Source organism: Amycolatopsis sp. NPDC051903 (assembly GCF_044452505.1).
Taxonomy (GTDB): domain Bacteria; phylum Actinomycetota; class Actinomycetes; order Mycobacteriales; family Pseudonocardiaceae; genus Amycolatopsis.
The window spans coordinates 40,165-56,187 of the sequence record NZ_JBITBT010000028.1 but is presented as its reverse complement, the minus strand read 5'-3'; the positions used below and the strand labels follow the sequence as shown (position 1 = coordinate 56,187).

Sequence of the window (16,023 nt, the reverse complement as noted above, 5' to 3'; positions counted from 1 at the left end):
TTCCCCTCACGGTCAGGCCATGCCGCGCCCGCAAAGGCTCGGCTGGTCCCCTCGCGCCGGCCACGCCACTCTCGTAAGGCGCGGCCAGTCCCCTCGCGGCCAGCTACGGCGCAACCCCACCGCGCGAACGGTCCCCTCGGGGCAGGCCATGCCGCGCGCGGAAGGCTCGAATGGTCCCTGGGTCCAGAAGCGAGCGCTGGCGCGCGGGCGGGCGGCCCCATCCCTCCCGCGGCCGGCACCGCGCTCCGCCTCGCCACCGAGACCCCGTCCGGACCACCGCGCCACCCGTCATCCCCGTCATCCCGCCCCCGCGAGGGGACCGTTCGGCTACCCCCGGCAACGCCCCATCGGCGCGAACGGTCCCCTCACCCCCAGTCCGCCGCCCCTCGACGAGCGACAAGGGCGGCGCCGGACACCCGGGTGCGGCGGCGCAACCCCGATCAGGCGTACTCGAGCAGCTTCGCCTTCAGATCCGGGCGGTCGGTGAGGACGTCGCCCAGTGAGTACTCCAGCAGGGGCTTCAGGTCGGCGTGCGGGGCCGCCGTCCAGTCCAGGGCGCCGAGGGGTGGTTCGGGGTCGTATTCGATGCCGAATTGGACGCGGCGGGCGAGCTCGGGGCCGGCGAGGCGGTCGACGAGGTGCAGGGCCAGGTCGATGCCCGCCGAGACGCCCGCGGCGGTGATGACAGGGCCGTCCTCGACCCAGCGCTTCGCGACGGGCGTGGCGCCGAACGCGCGCAGCAGGTCGCGGAACATCCAGTGCGTGGTGGCGTTGCGGCCGGTCAAGAGGCCGGCCTCGCCGAGCAGCAGGGCGCCGGTGCAAACCGACGTCATGAGGGTGGCCGTGCGGGCGGCCGAGGCCAGGTAGTCGATGAGCGGGCGGTTCGCGAGTGCCTGCAGCGTCGGGGCGGAACCGCCCGGGACGAGGACGCCGAAGGGTTCCGGAACTTGCTCGAACGTGTGGCTCGGCGCGATCCGCAGCGGCGTGTCGGTGCCGCCGGCGTCGAGGGACTCGCCGACCACCACGACGCGGAACTCCGGCTCCATCAGCGCGTAGGCACTCAGGACCTGCAGCGGCCCGACCAGGTCGAGCACCGTCAGCCCGGGATACACGACAAAGGCGAACGTCTTTTCGGTCATGGGAACCAGCGTGCCCGTGAAACGCCGGGCCGGGGCGGCCCATGTCCGTAATCCTGCGAACCACGTCGATCGGCCTGCTGACCTGCTAACGTTCGATCATGGTGGGACCGGAACGGCAGGTCGTGATCGTCGCGTACGACGGTGCCGAACTGCTCGACATCGCGTGCGTCTCCGACGCGCTCGACGCCGCCAACCGGCTCGGCGCCCGGCCGCCGTACGGCATCCGGCTGGCCACTGTGGACGGTCATCCGTTCCGCTGCCAGTCGGGGATCACGCTCACGCCCCACGTCCGCCTCGACCAGGTCGTGGGTGATCTCCACACGGTGATCGTCTCCGGCGGCGTCGGCCACAAGACGGCCGCGGCCGACGAGCGCCTGCTCGAACACGTCCGCCGCCTCTCGCGAACCAGCGCCCGCACGGCGTCGGTGTGCACCGGCTCAACCGTGCTCGCCGCCGCCGGCCTGCTCAGCGGCCGCCGCGCGACCACGCACTGGGCGTACGCGGCGCAGCTCGCGGCCCGGTACCCGGCGGTGACCGTGGACCCGGTGCCGCTGTTCATCCGCCACGGCGACGTCTACACCTCCGCCGGCGTCACCAGCGGACTGGACCTCGCGCTGGCGTTCGTCGAAGCGGACCACGGCCCGACGCTCGCCCGCGAAGCCGCCCGCGCGCTCGTGACGTACCTGCAGCGGCCCGGCAACCAGGCGCAGGTGAGCATGTTCCTGTCCGGCCCGCCGCCGGAGCACCGGCAGGTCCGCGACCTCACGGCGTTCGTGGCCGAGCACCTCGCCGAGGACCTCGGCACGCCCGTGCTGGCCCGCCAGGCCGGCATCAGCACGCGGCAGCTGACGCGCCTGTTCGACGCTCACCTCGGCACCACGCCCGGCAAGTACGTGCGGACCGTCCGGGCCGAGCACGCCGCCCGCCTGCTCGCCGGCACCGACCTCCCGCTCGCCGCCATCGCGCGCCGCTGCGGTTTCGGCTCGACCGAAACGCTGCGGCAAGCCTTCCTCGACCACTTCGACACCCCGCCGTCGGCCTACCGCCGCGTGCACCTGCGCCAGGCCCTCGGCTGAGCGAAACGCCGGAAACGACCGGGTCCTCCCCCACCCGGTACGGGTGAGGGCGGCACGCGGAGTGCACTATGTCCGCCGTGGCCCCGCCCGACTACCCCGACTTCGCCGACGACGACGCCGACGACACCGGCCCCATCCGCCGGGTCACCGACGGCACCCCCCGCCGCCTCCGCACCGGCGACGAGCCCTCGTGGCCCGCCGCCGACGAACCCCCGCGCCGCGGGCGTGGCACGGGCGAAACCCCGCTGCCGCCGCGCCGTTCCGGCGAGACGCCACCACCGGGCTCGCGCCGCGCCGCGCCGAACCGCGAGCCCGGCGACGCACCGGCGACCGCACGCCGCAACCGCAACGGCGGTCCGGGTGACACCCCGCCACCCCGCTCCCGCCGCACGGGCGACACGCCACCACCCGCGGCCCGCCGCACCCGCACGGGAGACACCCCGCCACCCGGCTCGCGCCGCGGCAGCAGTTCCTCCCTCTCGGCCCGCCTCGACGGCGACGACCCCGGCGCCCAGCGCACCGCCGAACCCGGCGCACCCGCTGACCGCCGCGCCGCACGCCGCACCGGGGAAAACCCCGTGCCGGCGCGCACGGGCGAAACTCCCCCGCCCGCCGGACGCCGCCGCGCCGCCGACCCCCGCCGCGCCCGCGCCGAAGGCACCCGGACCGCACCTCCCGCCGGTGACCCCACCGCCGGCCCGGAAGCCGACTTCGCGACGGAAGGGCCCTCCCGCAGCGGCCGCCGCGCAGGCCCAGCCGGGCAGGCCCAGGGCGCAGGCGGTCCGGAAGCCGACCTCGGGGCGGAATCCCCGGCCCGCAGGAGCCGCCGTGCTGCCCACGCCGGGCAACCCCGCGGCGCCGCCGAGCCGGAAGATGAGTTCGCGGCCGAAGCCCGCGCCCGCAGGGGCCGCCGAACCAGCCCCGCCGGACCGGAAGACGAGTTCGCGGCCGAAGCGTCCACCCACGCCGGGCACGCCCACGGCGCCGACCCGGACCCCGGCCTCCCGGTGGAAGCCGCACCGGGCAAAGGCCTCCGCGCAGCCCTCGCCGGGACGGGCCACGGTCACGGGCACGGCCACGGACACGGCCCCGCGGCCCCCGCGTCGGCGCGGGTGCGGAAGTTGCTCATCTGGCTGCTGGCCCCGTTGGCCCTCGCGACGGTCGTCGGGATGATCGTGCTGTACCCGTGGGGCAAGCCGGCGCCGACGAGTGCGGTGCCGCAGGGCACGCCGGTGCAGGCGTCGATCACGTCGACCGCCACGGGGCCGTGCCTCGCGCAGGGCCAGGTGCAGGTGGGCTCGCAGCCCGACCCCGACCAGAAGCCGTGCCTGACCGTGAACCTGACGATGACCGACGGGCCCGCGAACGGGAAACCGCTGCAGCTCATCGTGCCGATCGAGCCGAGCACGCCGCGCTTCTCGGCCGGCGACGCCGTCGTGCTCGCCTACAACGGCGGCAACGCCACCGACCCGGCGTCGTTCCAGCTCGTCGACTTCCAGCGCGGCACGCCACTCCTGCTGCTGGCCGGGCTGTTCGCCATCGCGGTGCTCGTGCTGGGCCGCTGGCAGGGGCTCGCCGCGCTCGTCGCGCTGGTGCTGAGCTTCGTGGTGATCGCGTTGTTCGTGCTGCCCTCGATCCTGTCCGGCGAGAACCCGCTGCTGGTCGCGATCGCGGGCGCCGGCGCGATCATGTTCGTCGCCCTCTACCTGACCCACGGCCTGTCGGCGAGAACGTCGGTGGCGGTGCTGGGCACGCTCGTGAGCCTCGCGCTGATCGGAATCCTGTCGGCGATCTTCTCGATCGGCGCGTCGCTGACCGGGCTCGACGACAGCACGTCCACCCTGATCGGCTCGCTCGGCCACGGCATCGACGCGCGCGGCCTGCTGCTCGCCGGTGTGGTGATCGGCGCGCTCGGTGTGCTCGACGACGTCACGGTCACCCAGACCAGCGCCGTGTGGGAGCTGCGGCGCGCGAACCCGTCGCTGGGCTGGCGCGAGCTGTACCGCTCGGGCCTGCGCATCGGACGCGACCACGTCGGCTCGGCCGTGAACACCCTCGTGATGGCCTACGCCGGTGCCGCACTGCCGGTGCTGCTGTACTCGTCGATCTCCGGCGTCGGGCTCGGCGCGCTGCTCGGCAGCGAGGACATCGCGTCGGAGATCATCCGCACGCTCGCGGGCTCCGTCGGCATCGTCGCGGCCGTGCCGGTGACGACGATCCTCGCGGCCCTCATCGCGGCGCGCGAGCCCGTCAGCCACCTCGTGAGCACCACGAATACGCTCCCGTCACACCAGTAACACGAACGAACCCCGCTCCGAACCCGCCGCGGCGGCTGCGGTACGAAGTGCGCGACGAGGCGAGCACATCCGTACCCGAGGAGGGGCCGTGTTCTCAGCCGTGCTGGCGGGACCGCGGGTCACCGCGCACCTGGTCCGGCGGTTGTTCGCAGCCCTGCTCGAAGCGGCCGAAGCCGTGCCGCGGCTCGCGACCGCCGTCGAAGACGTGCGCAAGACGCTGCGCCAGCTCGAGCGGTTGCTCGCCTACGTCGCCGAGGAGCTGCCGGAGCTCGCGCACCAGGTCGAGCAGATCCGCGCCAGGGTCGACGGCATGGAGGACCGCGCCGCCGGAGAAGCGCGCGTCACTCCAGCGTCGCGACGAAGCGGCTGACGGCTTCCATCGGGAAGCGCTGCAGGTAGCGCCCGGCCGGGGCCGCCGACGCGAGGCGGTACAGCGGGCGCTCGGCCACGCCGCCCCCGCGGGCCTCGGCGCGCAGTTCGGCCACCAGCAGCTCGGAGAACACCAGGCCGTTGGCTTCGGTGTTGTTCAGCAGCGCGTCGGCAAGACGGCGCAGCTGCAGCGCGCCCAGCTCACGCCCGCCGGTGCCGGCGAACACGGCGAGGTCGAGCTTCACCGCGCGGCGCCGTTTGCCCGCGTTCACGAGCAGGCTCACCGTCCGCGTACCGCGCACGTCGGCGATCACGATGTCGAGCCGTTCCGCGGTGACGAGGTCGATGCGCCGCACGCCCCACGTGCGCACGATCAGCTCCGTGCCTTCGAGCCAGATGCGGCGGCGCAGCGTGTACAGCACGACGTAGACCAGCGGCAGCATGATCACCACCGCGACGATCAGCCCCACGAGCTGCCCGCCGAAGAGCCCTGAGATCCCGCCGCACGCCGCGGCGACGATCAACGCGCCGATGACCCCGGACCACGCCCGGCGGCGCCGCAGCTTGGCGTCCTCGGCGAACAGCGGCAACCGCTCCGGGGGAACCGCCGAGTCCTTCGCGCCACCCTGCTCGGTCATGCCCGGCACGCCTCCGCCCCGGTGAGCGCGGGGTTGCTCGCGCGTTCGCGGCCGATGGTCGTGGCGGGTCCGTGGCCCGGCAGGACCACGGTGTCGTCGGGCAACCCCAGAAGCTTCGTGCGCAACGATCTCTCCAGGTCGGGGCCGTCGGAACGCCCGATCGACCCGGCGAACAGCGTGTCCCCCGTGAGCAGCAGCCTGCCACCTTCGCTCGCCGTCGCGGCGAACGCCACGGACCCCGGCGTGTGCCCGGGTACGGAGAGCACTTCGAGCGCGAGCCCGGCGAGCTCCAGCGGGCCTTCGGCGAGCGGCACCGACGGGCCGTCGTACCACTCGCGGTCGGCCGGGTGCAGGTGCAGCGGCAGGTCGTGGCCCGCCGCGCCGGCGACGTGGTCGGGGTGGCCGTGGGTGGCGAGCAGCGCGACGGGCGTGAGGCGGTGCTCGGCGAGCGCGGCGGCCAGCGGTTCGCCGGAGTCCTGCCCGGGATCCACCACCACGCACTCGCCGCCCGCGGCCGGGGCGAGGAGGTAGCAGTTGGCGCGCAGCGGGCCGGCCGCGAATCCGACGACGAGCACCAAACCCTCCTCTCCCGGCTCCCGCCGAGCGGCGCCGATCACGATCGGGTCGAGACTAGCGGCCCCTGTACAGAGTCCTCACAGGCTGTGCCCATACACTGCCGCTACCTCAGACGTGTGACACCGAGCGGGAACTGGAGGGCGGGTGGCGACCAACCAGCAGCGCCGTGAAGCCGCTAAGCGCAAACTCGAGCGGCAGCTCGTGCGCAGGCAGGAGCGGGCCAAGCGACGCAAGATCGTGGGAGCTGGTGTGGTCGGCGGTGTCGTCCTCATCGTCGCGGGAGTCGTGGTCTGGGTCGTGAACAGCGGCGGCAGCGGCGACTCCACGGCCGCCGCGAGCCCGCCGCCGTCGAGTTCCGCGCCGCCGGTGCCGACGGTCGGCAACATCCCGACGCAGCGCACGGCTCTGCCGACGCGGCCGAAGGCGCTCCCGAACCCGACCACGTGCTCGTACCCGGCCGACACGCAGAGCGCGCCGCCGAAGAAGACCACGGCGCCGGACGGCAAGAACGTGCCGTCGCAGGGCAAGGTCGAGATCACGTTCAAGAGCACCGCGGGCGACATCCCGATCACGCTCGACCGGGCGCTCGCGCCGTGCACCGTGCAGGCCTTCGTGAGCCTGGCCAAGCAGGGCTTCTACACCGACACGATCTGCCACCGCCTCGGTGTCACCGACCTGCAGATGCTGCAGTGCGGCGACCCGAACGCCAAGGGCGACGTGAACAGCGACGGCACCGGCGGCCCCGGCTTCACCATCCCCGACGAGTTCATCGACGGAGCGAAGTACGGCCGCGGCATCCTCGCCATGGCCAACACCGGCCAGCCCAACTCGGGCGGCAGCCAGTTCTTCATGGTCTACGGCACCGCCGAGCTGCCCCCGCAGTACACGATCTTCGGCAGCATCTCCGACGAAGGCCTCAGGGTCCTCGACCAGATCGCGAAGACCGGCATCGGCACCGTCGGCCAGGACGGTGCGACGGGTGAGCCGAAGAAGCAGGTCAAGTTCACGGCCGTGAACGTCGCCGCCTGATCGTTGTCCTTCGCACTCGAGCTGAACGGCGCTGAACCCAGCGCCGTTCAGCTCGCTGCTGCCGCGGGCAGCTACGGCCACTTCACGGCGATGCAGGTCCGCGACGGCCGGGTCCGCGGCCTCGAGCACCACCTCACCCGCCTCGTCACGAGCACGAAGCTGCTGTTCGGCAGCGACCTCGACACCGATCTCGTGCGCGGTTACCTGCGCCGGCTCGTCGTCGGCCGGGGCGCGCTTTCCATGCGGGTGCTCGTCTTCTCGCGGTCCAGCGAGGAAGACCCCGTGATGGCGCCGGAGGTCCTCGTGCGCACCGGTCCCCCGCACGAGCACGTCGCCGACCCGATCCGGCTGAGGTTCGTCCGCTACGAACGCGACCTGCCCGAGGTGAAGCACACCGGCACGTTCGGGTTGATCCACCACTCGCGCCAAGCCGTGCTCGCGGGGTACGAGGACGCGCTGTTCCTCGACCACAGTGGACACATCAGCGAAGCGTCCATCTGGAACGTCGGGTTCCTGGCAGGCGACACGGTGGTGTGGCCCGACGCCGCCGTCCTGCCCGGCATCACCCACCTCGTGCTGCGTGATCGCCTGGCCGCCGCCGGCGTCGCGCAGGTGACCCGCAAGGTGCACCCGCGCGACCTGCCCGGCTTCGACGCCGTGTTCCTCACCAACTCCGAAACGATCGGCCGCCCGGTGGCGTCCGTCGACGACGTGGTGCTGCGCAACGATCCCGCGGCCGCGCGGCTGCTCACCGACGCGTACGAAACCGCGCACTGGGACGAAATCTGACGCGTCCCGTTCAGCGGTGCGTGAACTTCGGGGCGCGGCGGTTCAGGAAAGCGGCCACGCCCTCCGCGTAGTCCTCGCCGTGCAACGCCGCCAGGCGGATGTCGTCCACCTCCTCATCCGGAGTCTCCTGGCCGGCCACGATCTTCTCGATGATGCGGTTCATACCGCGGATCGAGGCCTGCGAACGGGAGCACAAGGTCGCCACGAAGGCCGCGGTGGCCGCGGTGAGGCCTTCGGGCGCGTGGACGTCGTTGACGAGACCCATCTCGCGGGCGCGAAGCGCGTCGACGAGTTCGCCGGACAGCAGGAAGTAGCGGGCGTTCGCGGGGCCGACCAGCGAGACGAGCAGGCGCGTCGAGTCGAAGTGGTAGACGATGCCGAGCTTCGCGGGCGTGATGCCGAAACGCGCGTCTTCCGCGGCGAAGCGGAAGTCGCACGCGACCGAGAGCTGGCAGCCGCCGCCGATGCAGTTGCCGTGGATCATGGCGACGGACGGTTTGCGCATCGAGGTCAGGGCGGCGACCGCGCCGTCGACGGCCTTGTCGTAGGTGGCCGCACCGTCGGCGGTGGAGCGCAGTTCGCCGAACTCGCTGATGTCCGCACCGGCCGAGAAATGCTTGCCTGCGCCCGTCAGCAGCAGCACCTTGAGCGCCGGATCGGCCTCGACCTCCGCCACGACGTCCGGGATCGCCGACCACATGCCGTAGGTGATGGCGTTCATCTTCTCCGGCCGGGCGAACGTCAGCCGCGCCACTTCGCCGTCGCGCGTGAACTCGAATCCGTCGGTCATGCCAGCACCCTACTGCGCGGTTCGTCACCCATCCGACCACAGCCGCGACGGAACCCGTCGGCGCGCGGTTGCCGGGGTCCGCCTGCTCTTGGCCGGATCGGTAACGGGATCGCCCTGCGCGAAACCCGCTGCTGCGACCAGCTCGCCACGCTAGCGTGGCCGCCATGGGGACGATCGAGGTCGACGGCGTGCGGTTCGGGTACGACGAAGCAGGCGAGGGACCACCGGTGATCCTTCTGCACGCCGGGCTCGCCGACCGGCGCATGTGGGACCACCAGTTCACGGCGCTCGCGCGCGAGCACCGCGTGATCCGCTACGACCGGCGCGGTCACGGCGGTTCGGCCGACCCCGAGGGCACCGTCTCGCACCACCGGGATCTGCTGGCGCTCATGAGCAAGCTCGGCGTCGGCCAGGCAGACCTCGTCGGCTCGTCGATGGGCGGCGCGTACTCCCTCGACGCCGCACTCGCCGCGCCGGAGCGCGTCCGCAGCATCGCGCTCGTCGGCGCCGGGCTGTCCGGCCACGATTGGCCCGAACCGATGGCCGCCGAGATCCGCGAAGCCATGTTCAAGGCGGTCCCGCCGGAGAAACTCGAGCGCTACCGCAGCCGCACCGCCGAGCGGATCGACCCCGCCGACGTGACGGCCATGGCGAAGGCCAACGTCGACCACCTCGTCGTCGGTCCACACCGGACCCCCGACGCCCTCGACGAAACCGTGTACGCCCGGGCGCTGGACATGTGCGAGAACCTGTACCGGCGCGAGTGGAGCGGTCCTCAGTGGACGGAGGACGTCCCGGACACCCGCCACCGCCTCGGCGAGATCACGGCGCCCACGCTCGTGCTCATCGGCCTCGAAGACGGGTCCGGGCTCCTCGAACTGGCCGACCTGTTCGCCACGGAGATCCCCGGCGCACAGCGCATCGACTACCTCGACACGGGTCACCTGCCGCCGGTGGAGCGCCCGGCCGAGGTGACCGAGGCGCTCCTGACCTGGCTCAGGAAGCCGACGTGACCCGGTAGACGTCGTAGACGCCCTCGACGCCGCGCACCACCTTCAGCACGTGGCCGAGGTGCTTCGGATCGCCCATCTCGAACGAGAACCGGCTCACCGCCACGCGGTCGCGCGAGGTCGTGACCGACGCCGACAGGATGTTGACCTTCTCGTCGGCCAGCACCTTCGTGATGTCCGAGAGCAGGCGGTGCCGGTCGAGCGCCTCGACCTGGATGGCCACGAGGAACACCGACGACGAGGAGGGCGCCCACTCGACCTCGACGAGCCGCTCGGGCTGGGTGCGCAGGTCCTCGGCGTTGGTGCAGTCCGTGCGGTGCACGCTGACGCCGCCGCCGCGCGTGACGAAGCCGAGGATCTCGTCGCCTGGAACCGGAGTGCAGCAGCGGGCGAGTTTGGTCCACACGTCGCTGGTGCCCTTGACGATCACGCCGACGTCGTTGGACCCGCGCCGCCGCGTGACGGTGGACGGGGTGGCCCGCTCGGCGAGCTCCTCCTCCGCCTCGTCGACGCCGCCGATGAGCGCGACCAGCCGCTGCACCACGTGCTTCGCGCTGGTGTGGCCCTCCCCCACGGCCGCGTACAGCGACGAGATGTCGCTGTGGCGCAGCTCCTTGGCGACCGAGCCCATGGACTCCGCCGACACGAGCCGCTGGATCGGCAGCCCGACCTTGCGGATCTCCTTGGTGATCGCTTCCTTGCCCGCGTCGATCGCCTCGTCGCGGCGTTCCTTCGCGAACCACTGCCGGATCTTCGCGCGCGCCTTCGGCGAACCGGCGAACTGCAGCCAGTCGCGGCTAGGGCCGGCGCTCTCCGCCTTCGACGTGAAGATCTCGACGACTTCGCCGTTCTCCAGCTTGCGCTCGAGCGCGACGAGCCGGCCGTTCACGCGGGCGCCGATGCAGCGGTGCCCGACCTCGGTGTGCACGGCGTAGGCGAAGTCGACCGGTGTCGAATCGGCGGGCAGCGTGATCACGTCGCCCTTCGGCGTGAAGACGAAGATCTCGCGCGCGGCCAGCTCGTAGCGCAGCGACTCGAGGAAGTCGCCCGGATCCGCGGCCTCCCGTTGCCAGTCGAGCAGCTGCCGCATCCACGCGATCTCGTCGATGTCCATCGCGTTGCCGGTGTGCGTGCCCTTGGTTTCCTTGTAGCGCCAGTGGGCCGCGATGCCGTACTCCGCGGTGCGGTGCATCTCGTAGGTGCGGATCTGCACCTCGAGCGGCTTGCCGTCCGGGCCGATCACCGTGGTGTGCAGCGACTGGTACACGCCGAAGCGCGGCTGGGCGATGTAGTCCTTGAAGCGACCGGGCACCGGCTGCCACAGCGCGTGGACGACACCCATGGCGGCGTAGCAGTCGCGCACGTCCTCCACGAGGATGCGCACGCCGACCAGGTCGTGGATGTCGTCGAGGTCGCGCCCGCGGACGATCATCTTCTGGTGGATCGAGTAGTAGTGCTTCGGCCGGCCCTCGACCTTCGCGGTGATCCGCGACGACACGAGGTTGCCGGTGAGGTCCGCGATCACCTTGCGCAGGTAGGTGTCGCGAGAGGGCGCGCGGTCGGCGACCAGGCGCACGATCTCGTCGTACTTCTTCGGCTGCAGGATCGCGAACGCGAGGTCTTCGAGCTCCCACTTCACCGTCGCCATGCCGAGGCGGTGGGCCAGCGGGGCCAGCACTTCGAGCGTTTCGCGTGCTTTGCGGGCCTGCTTCTCCGGCGGGAGGAAGCGCATGGTGCGCATGTTGTGCAGCCGGTCGGCCAGCTTGATCACGAGCACCCGCGGGTCCTTCGCCATCGCGATGACCATCTTGCGGATCGTCTCGGCCTCGGCCGACATGCCGAGCTTGACCTTGTCCAGCTTGGTGACGCCGTCGACGAGCTCGCCGACCTTGTCGCCGAAGTCGGCCTTGAGCTGGTCCAGCGAGTAGCCGGTGTCCTCGACGGTGTCGTGCAGCAGCGCCGCCACGAGCGTCGTGGTGTCCATGCCCAGCTCGGCGAGGATCGTGGCCACCGCGAGCGGGTGCGTGATGTACGGGTCGCCCGACTTGCGCCGCTGCTCGCGGTGCAGTTCCTCGGCGACGTCGTAGGCGCGCTGCAGCAGCGCCAGGTCCGCGTTCGGGTGCAGTTCCCGGTGGATGACGGCGAGGGGCTCGAGCACCTGCTTCACGGGTGCGGCGCGCTGTGCGGTGATGCGGCGCGCCAGCCGCGCCCGCACCCGCCGCGTCGCCGACGGGTTCGGCGCGGCTCCGTTCGCCTTCGGCGGCGGAACCGCCTGCGCACCCCGTGCTCCGGCGCTGTCCTTCGCGGGCCCCGGCTTCGCGGGCACCGCGGCGTCGAGCTCCTGGCTCACCCGCACCTCCTGCTCTCGTGCGGCCTTCGAACCCCCAGGGTAGCCGTTCGACCGCGTGGCCTCGTCGCCCACGTCCGATCGGCAGTCGGCGCGCCGCGGGCCACACCGGTTTCAACACCGCGTGACCAGCGCAGCTTCCCCCGGCGACGGGGCGTACCGATCAGGCCACGGCCCGCAGCCATCCCCGCCACGGGCGAGGCGAGGCCGGCGCTCAGACGACCCGCAGCGCCTCGATCCGCCGGCCCGCCAGGACGGCCCGGCCGCCGAGCGCCGCCAGCTCCAGCACCACCGACACGCTGTCCAGGACAGCCCCGGCGCTCTCCAGCAGCTTCGCGGTCGCGGCGACCGTGCCACCGGTGGCGAGGACGTCGTCGATGACCGTGACGCGGGTGCCGGGGCGCACGACGCCCGCGGGCAGCTCCACGCTCGCCGTGCCGTACTCGAGCGCGTAGTCGACGCGGCCGGCGACCGACGGCAGCTTGCCGGGCTTGCGGACGAGCACCACGCCGAGGCCGCGGGAGTACCCGACGGCCGCGGCGAGGAGGAAACCACGGGCCTCGACGCCGGCCAGCAGCTCGACCCCGGGGTCGAGCGTGCCGGCCAGTGCGTCGACGACCGCGGCGAAGCCGGCGGCGTCCGCGAAGAGCGGGCTCAGGTCGCGGAACAGCACGCCGGGCTCGGGGAAATCCGGCACCTCGGCGATGAGGCCGAGGGCTTTTTCCAGGTCCACCGGACTCAGCGCTTCCGCTTCGCCGACGACACGCCACCGCTGCGGCGCGGCTTGTTCTGCGGCCGCGCCTTCGGCGTGCGGGCCGGCACCCCGGCGGCCGCCGCCATCGCCTTCTCCTTGCGGAGCTCGGCCGCCAGCGCGTCCTCGTCGGTCGCGTCGAAGTCGTCGCCCTCGGCGTCGCGAGCGGCGGCCTTCGCACGGCGGGCCGCGACGCGCTGCGCCTGCTGCTGGTACTTCGGCTCACGCATCTTGAAGTCGACCAGCAGCGGCGTTGCGAGCGCGACCGACGACAGCACGCCGACCAGGGTGCCGGTGAGCTGCACCAGCGCCAGGTCCTGCAGCGTGCCCGAGCCGAGCAGGACGTACCCGACGATCAGCAGGCCGAGGATCGGCAGCAAGGCGATGAACGCCGTGTTGAACGACCGCATCAGCGTCTGGTTCAGCGCCAGGTTCGCCGCCTCGGCGTAAGTGCGGCGGGTCAGCCCGAGCAGGCCGCGCGTGTTCTCGCGGACCTTGTCGAACACCACCACCGTGTCGTACAGCGAGAACCCGAGGATGGTCAGCAGGCCGATCACCGTCGCCGGCGTGACCTCGAAGCCGACGAGCGAGTACACACCGGCGGTGACCACGATGTCGTGGATCAGCGACACCAGCGCGGCCGCCGCCATCCGGGTGTCGAAGTAGATCGCCAGGAAGATCACCACGGCCACGAGGAAGACCGCGAGCGCGATCAGCGCCTGCCGCGAGATCTCCCCGCCCCACGACGCGCTCACGGCGCTGTCGCTGATGGCCTGCGCACTCGGCTGGTTGTTCGCGCCGATCGGCGCCCAGTCGGTGAACAGCTGCTGCTTCACCTTCGCAACCTGGTCCGCCGGCAGTGCCTCCGAGCGGATCTGGATGGTGGCCGCGTTGCCGGTGCCGACGCGCTGGGTCTCCGACGGCTGCTCGCCCAGCGCCTTGGTGAACGACTCGGTCACCTGCGACGTGGTGATCTCGCCGCGCGCACCGTGGGCGGGCAGCTGGATCTGCGTGCCGCCCTCGAACTCGATGCCGAAGTTGAAGCCGCGGATCGCCATCGAACCGATGGACACGAGCACCAGCACGGCGAAGAAGATGTACCACCGCTTGCGCGCGCCGACGATGTCGAACGCACCGGTGCCGACGTAGAGCCGGTGGAAGACGCTTTCCTTCTTCTTCGCCTGACCGGCCGGAGCCGACGAGCCGCCTGAGCGCGGTTCCTTGGCTTCGGCATCCGTGCCGAGGTCTTCGACGCCCACGTCAGGCCTCCTTCACGTTCGTACGGCCGACCGACGGACGCGCGGACTTGCGCGACGAGGCCAGCTGCTGCACGGCACCGAGGCCGAGGTTCCGGGGATTGGACAGGAACGGGGACTTCGAGGTGGACACCATCGCCACGAGCGGGTGCGTGACCAGGTAGACCACCACGAGGTCGAGCACCGTCGACATGCCGAGGGTGAACGCGAAGCCCTGGACGTCGCCGACGGCGATCACGTACAGGATCGCTGCGGCGAGGAAGCTCACCGCGTCGGACGCCAGGATGGTCCGCCTCGCGCGGGCCCAGCCACGCGGCACCGCCGACCGGAACGTGCGCCCTTCCCGGATCTCGTCCTTGAGCCGTTCGAAGTAGATGACGAACGAGTCCGCCGTGATGCCGATGGCGATGATCAGGCCGGCGATGCCGGCGAGGTCGAGCGTGTACCCGATCCACCGGCCGAGCAGCACCAGCACCGCGTAGACCAGCAGGCCGGACAGCGCCAGCGAGAGGATCGTGAGGATCCCGAGCAGGCGGTAGTAGATCAGGCAGTAGATGAACACCACGACGAGGCCGATCGCGCCGGCCAGCAGGCCGGCCTGCAGCGACGCGGAGCCCAGCGTCGCCGACACGGTGGTCGCGTCGGACGAGTCGAACGACAGCGGCAGCGAACCGTACTTCAGCACGTTCGCCAGGTCCTTCGCCTCACCCTGCGTGAACTGCCCGGTGATCTGGGTGTTGCCGCCGAGGATGGCCGACTGGATCGTCGGCGCCGAGACGACGTTCGTGTCGAGCACGAACGCGGCCTGCGAGTTGACGTTGGCCGAGGTGAAGTCGCCCCAGGTCTTGCTGCCCGCGCCCTTGAAGGTCAGGTCGACGACCCACTGGCCGCGCTGCTGGTCGTAGCCCGAGGTCGCGTCGGCGATCTCCGTGCCCGGCAGGAACTCCGGTCCCAGCACGTACTTCGTCGCGTCCTTGTCACCGCACGCGACGAGCGGCTTGTTCGCGATGTCGTTGCCCTCGAGCGGGTCGGCCACGTTCGGCGCGCACGTCAGGGAAGCCAGGGCGGCCTGCTGAGCGGCCTGCGCCTTCGCCTGGTCCGTGGAGGCCAGGTCCGGGTTCTGCCGGATCGCCTGCGCCTGCTCGATCGGCGTCTTCGCCTTGTCGCCGGCCGCCGGGGCGCCGGACGAAGCCGGGGGCGCCGACGGCGTGGTGCTCGGCGGCTGCTGCGCCGGGGCGCCGGCCGCACCGCCACCGCCGTTCGGGGCGCTCGACGGCGCACCGGTCGCGGACGGCGGGGCCGCGGGGGCGCCCGAAGCCGGCGGCGGCGCCTGGCCGCCCGAGGGAGGTGCCTGCGTGCCCGCACCGGGCGGGGCCGCCGGGGTGTTGGGCTGCGAGGTGATGACCTTGCGGAAGCCGAGCTTCGCCGTGCGGCCCAGGCTCTTGGCCTCGTCGCCCTGCGCACCCGGAACCGTGATGACAACGTTGTTGCCGTCGAGCACGACTTCCGTGCCGGCGACGCCGATGCCGTTCACGCGCGTCTCGATGATCTGGCGCGCCTGGTTGAGCGAATCGCGCGTGGGCTGTCCGCCGTCCGGGGTCCGCGCGGTGAGCGTGACCCGGGTGCCGCCCTGCAGGTCGATGCCCAGCTTCGGCGTCGGCTTGCCGCCGCCGGTGAAGAACACCAGCGCGTACAGCACGATCACGATCAGGGCGAAGAAAGCGAGATAGCGTCCCGGGCGGAGATGCCCGGCCGATGGTGCCACGGTGCTTCGGTCTCCTCGGACTGGGTGGACCCCAACTGGTTCGGTGAGCGAGCCGGGAAGGTTCTCCCGGAACGCTGCTGGGCATGACTATGGCGGCGGACACGCACGCAGCACCGAGACAGTACTCGGTGCTGCGTGAGCCCTGCGTTCGCCCGTACCGACTTTCGTCGGCTACGGAAGCGTCACTGCCC

At 72.0% G+C, this 16,023-nt stretch carries 14 protein-coding genes; 6 read left to right on the top strand and 8 right to left on the bottom strand.

The features are described 5' to 3' along the window. Positions 1 to 440: 440 nt before the first annotated feature. On the bottom strand, positions 441 to 1,139 hold the full coding sequence (locus tag ACIA77_RS37960; RefSeq protein ID WP_395890934.1) for a DJ-1/PfpI family protein: 699 nt from the start codon (positions 1,137 to 1,139) through the stop codon (positions 441 to 443). A gap of 98 nt (positions 1,140 to 1,237) precedes the next feature. Here ACIA77_RS37960 and ACIA77_RS37955 point away from each other — a divergent pair, with 98 nt between their 5' ends. The 3 genes from ACIA77_RS37955 to ACIA77_RS37945 all read left to right on the top strand — a co-directional run bounded on the left by ACIA77_RS37955 (position 1,238) and on the right by ACIA77_RS37945 (position 4,882). Continuing rightward, the gene (locus ACIA77_RS37955) at positions 1,238 to 2,215 is read left to right on the top strand and encodes a GlxA family transcriptional regulator (protein ID WP_395890933.1); all 978 of its coding nucleotides are present in this window, start codon (positions 1,238 to 1,240) and stop codon (positions 2,213 to 2,215) included. A 68-nt stretch (positions 2,216 to 2,283) separates the two neighbouring features. Then, on the top strand, positions 2,284 to 4,512 hold the full coding sequence (locus tag ACIA77_RS37950; protein ID WP_395890932.1) for a YibE/F family protein: 2,229 nt from the start codon (positions 2,284 to 2,286) through the stop codon (positions 4,510 to 4,512). A gap of 88 nt (positions 4,513 to 4,600) precedes the next feature. Next, on the top strand, positions 4,601 to 4,882 hold the full coding sequence (locus ACIA77_RS37945) for a hypothetical protein (protein WP_395890931.1): 282 nt from the start codon (positions 4,601 to 4,603) through the stop codon (positions 4,880 to 4,882). Here the strand turns inward: ACIA77_RS37945 and ACIA77_RS37940 are convergent. Together ACIA77_RS37940 and ACIA77_RS37935 are read right to left on the bottom strand one after the other, a co-directional pair. After that, positions 4,854 to 5,519: a hypothetical protein gene (locus ACIA77_RS37940; protein WP_395890930.1), complete on the bottom strand. Its 666-nt coding sequence runs from the start codon at positions 5,517 to 5,519 to the stop codon at positions 4,854 to 4,856. The genes ACIA77_RS37945 and ACIA77_RS37940 overlap by 29 nt on opposite strands. After that, complete coding sequence (locus ACIA77_RS37935) at positions 5,516 to 6,094, bottom strand: MBL fold metallo-hydrolase (RefSeq protein WP_395890929.1); 579 nt, start codon at positions 6,092 to 6,094, stop codon at positions 5,516 to 5,518. The genes ACIA77_RS37940 and ACIA77_RS37935 overlap by 4 nt, the downstream gene beginning before the upstream one ends. Positions 6,095 to 6,239: 145 nt before the next feature. On the opposite strand from ACIA77_RS37935, the gene ACIA77_RS37930 reads away from it, so the two are divergent. Both ACIA77_RS37930 and ACIA77_RS37925 read left to right on the top strand, forming a co-directional pair. Beyond that, positions 6,240 to 7,124, top strand: a complete 885-nt coding sequence (locus ACIA77_RS37930) for a peptidylprolyl isomerase (protein ID WP_395890928.1) — start codon at positions 6,240 to 6,242, stop codon at positions 7,122 to 7,124. Between the two features lie 3 nt (positions 7,125 to 7,127). After that, positions 7,128 to 7,913: an aminotransferase class IV gene (locus ACIA77_RS37925; RefSeq protein WP_395890927.1), complete on the top strand. Its 786-nt coding sequence runs from the start codon at positions 7,128 to 7,130 to the stop codon at positions 7,911 to 7,913. A 10-nt stretch (positions 7,914 to 7,923) separates the two neighbouring features. Here the strand turns inward: ACIA77_RS37925 and ACIA77_RS37920 are convergent, their stop codons facing one another. Then, positions 7,924 to 8,703 (bottom strand): enoyl-CoA hydratase/isomerase family protein, encoded by a 780-nt coding sequence (locus tag ACIA77_RS37920; protein ID WP_395890926.1) that lies wholly within the window; start codon positions 8,701 to 8,703, stop codon positions 7,924 to 7,926. Positions 8,704 to 8,867: 164 nt separating this feature from the next. On the opposite strand from ACIA77_RS37920, the gene ACIA77_RS37915 reads away from it, so the two are divergent. Continuing rightward, the gene (locus tag ACIA77_RS37915; protein WP_395890925.1) at positions 8,868 to 9,716 is read left to right on the top strand and encodes an alpha/beta fold hydrolase; all 849 of its coding nucleotides are present in this window, start codon (positions 8,868 to 8,870) and stop codon (positions 9,714 to 9,716) included. Here the strand turns inward: ACIA77_RS37915 and ACIA77_RS37910 are convergent. From ACIA77_RS37910 to secD, 4 genes are all read right to left on the bottom strand, one after another. Beyond that, positions 9,700 to 12,063, bottom strand: a complete 2,364-nt coding sequence (locus ACIA77_RS37910) for a RelA/SpoT family protein (RefSeq protein WP_395890924.1) — start codon at positions 12,061 to 12,063, stop codon at positions 9,700 to 9,702. The two genes, ACIA77_RS37915 and ACIA77_RS37910, sit on opposite strands and share 17 nt — an antisense overlap. A 211-nt stretch (positions 12,064 to 12,274) precedes the next feature. Beyond that, the gene (locus ACIA77_RS37905) at positions 12,275 to 12,793 is read right to left on the bottom strand and encodes an adenine phosphoribosyltransferase (RefSeq protein ID WP_395890923.1); all 519 of its coding nucleotides are present in this window, start codon (positions 12,791 to 12,793) and stop codon (positions 12,275 to 12,277) included. Between the two features lie 5 nt (positions 12,794 to 12,798). Then, the gene (secF, locus tag ACIA77_RS37900; protein ID WP_395890922.1) at positions 12,799 to 14,070 is read right to left on the bottom strand and encodes a protein translocase subunit SecF; all 1,272 of its coding nucleotides are present in this window, start codon (positions 14,068 to 14,070) and stop codon (positions 12,799 to 12,801) included. 1 nt (position 14,071) lies between these two features. Next, positions 14,072 to 15,832 (bottom strand): protein translocase subunit SecD, encoded by a 1,761-nt coding sequence (gene secD / locus ACIA77_RS37895; protein WP_395890921.1) that lies wholly within the window; start codon positions 15,830 to 15,832, stop codon positions 14,072 to 14,074. Positions 15,833 to 16,023: the final 191 nt, after the last annotated feature.

Excerpts from the sequence above, each read along its gene's own strand:
- ACIA77_RS37960 (WP_395890934.1), bottom strand. The coding sequence starts at position 1,139 with ATGACCGAAAAGACGTTCGCCTTTGTCGTGTATCCCGGGCTGACGGTG.
- ACIA77_RS37955 (WP_395890933.1), top strand. The coding sequence starts at position 1,238 with ATGGTGGGACCGGAACGGCAGGTCGTGATCGTCGCGTACGACGGTGCC.
- ACIA77_RS37950 (WP_395890932.1), top strand. The coding sequence starts at position 2,284 with ATGTCCGCCGTGGCCCCGCCCGACTACCCCGACTTCGCCGACGACGAC.
- ACIA77_RS37940 (WP_395890930.1), bottom strand. The coding sequence starts at position 5,519 with ATGACCGAGCAGGGTGGCGCGAAGGACTCGGCGGTTCCCCCGGAGCGG.
- ACIA77_RS37920 (WP_395890926.1), bottom strand. The coding sequence starts at position 8,703 with ATGACCGACGGATTCGAGTTCACGCGCGACGGCGAAGTGGCGCGGCTG.
- ACIA77_RS37915 (WP_395890925.1), top strand. The coding sequence starts at position 8,868 with ATGGGGACGATCGAGGTCGACGGCGTGCGGTTCGGGTACGACGAAGCA.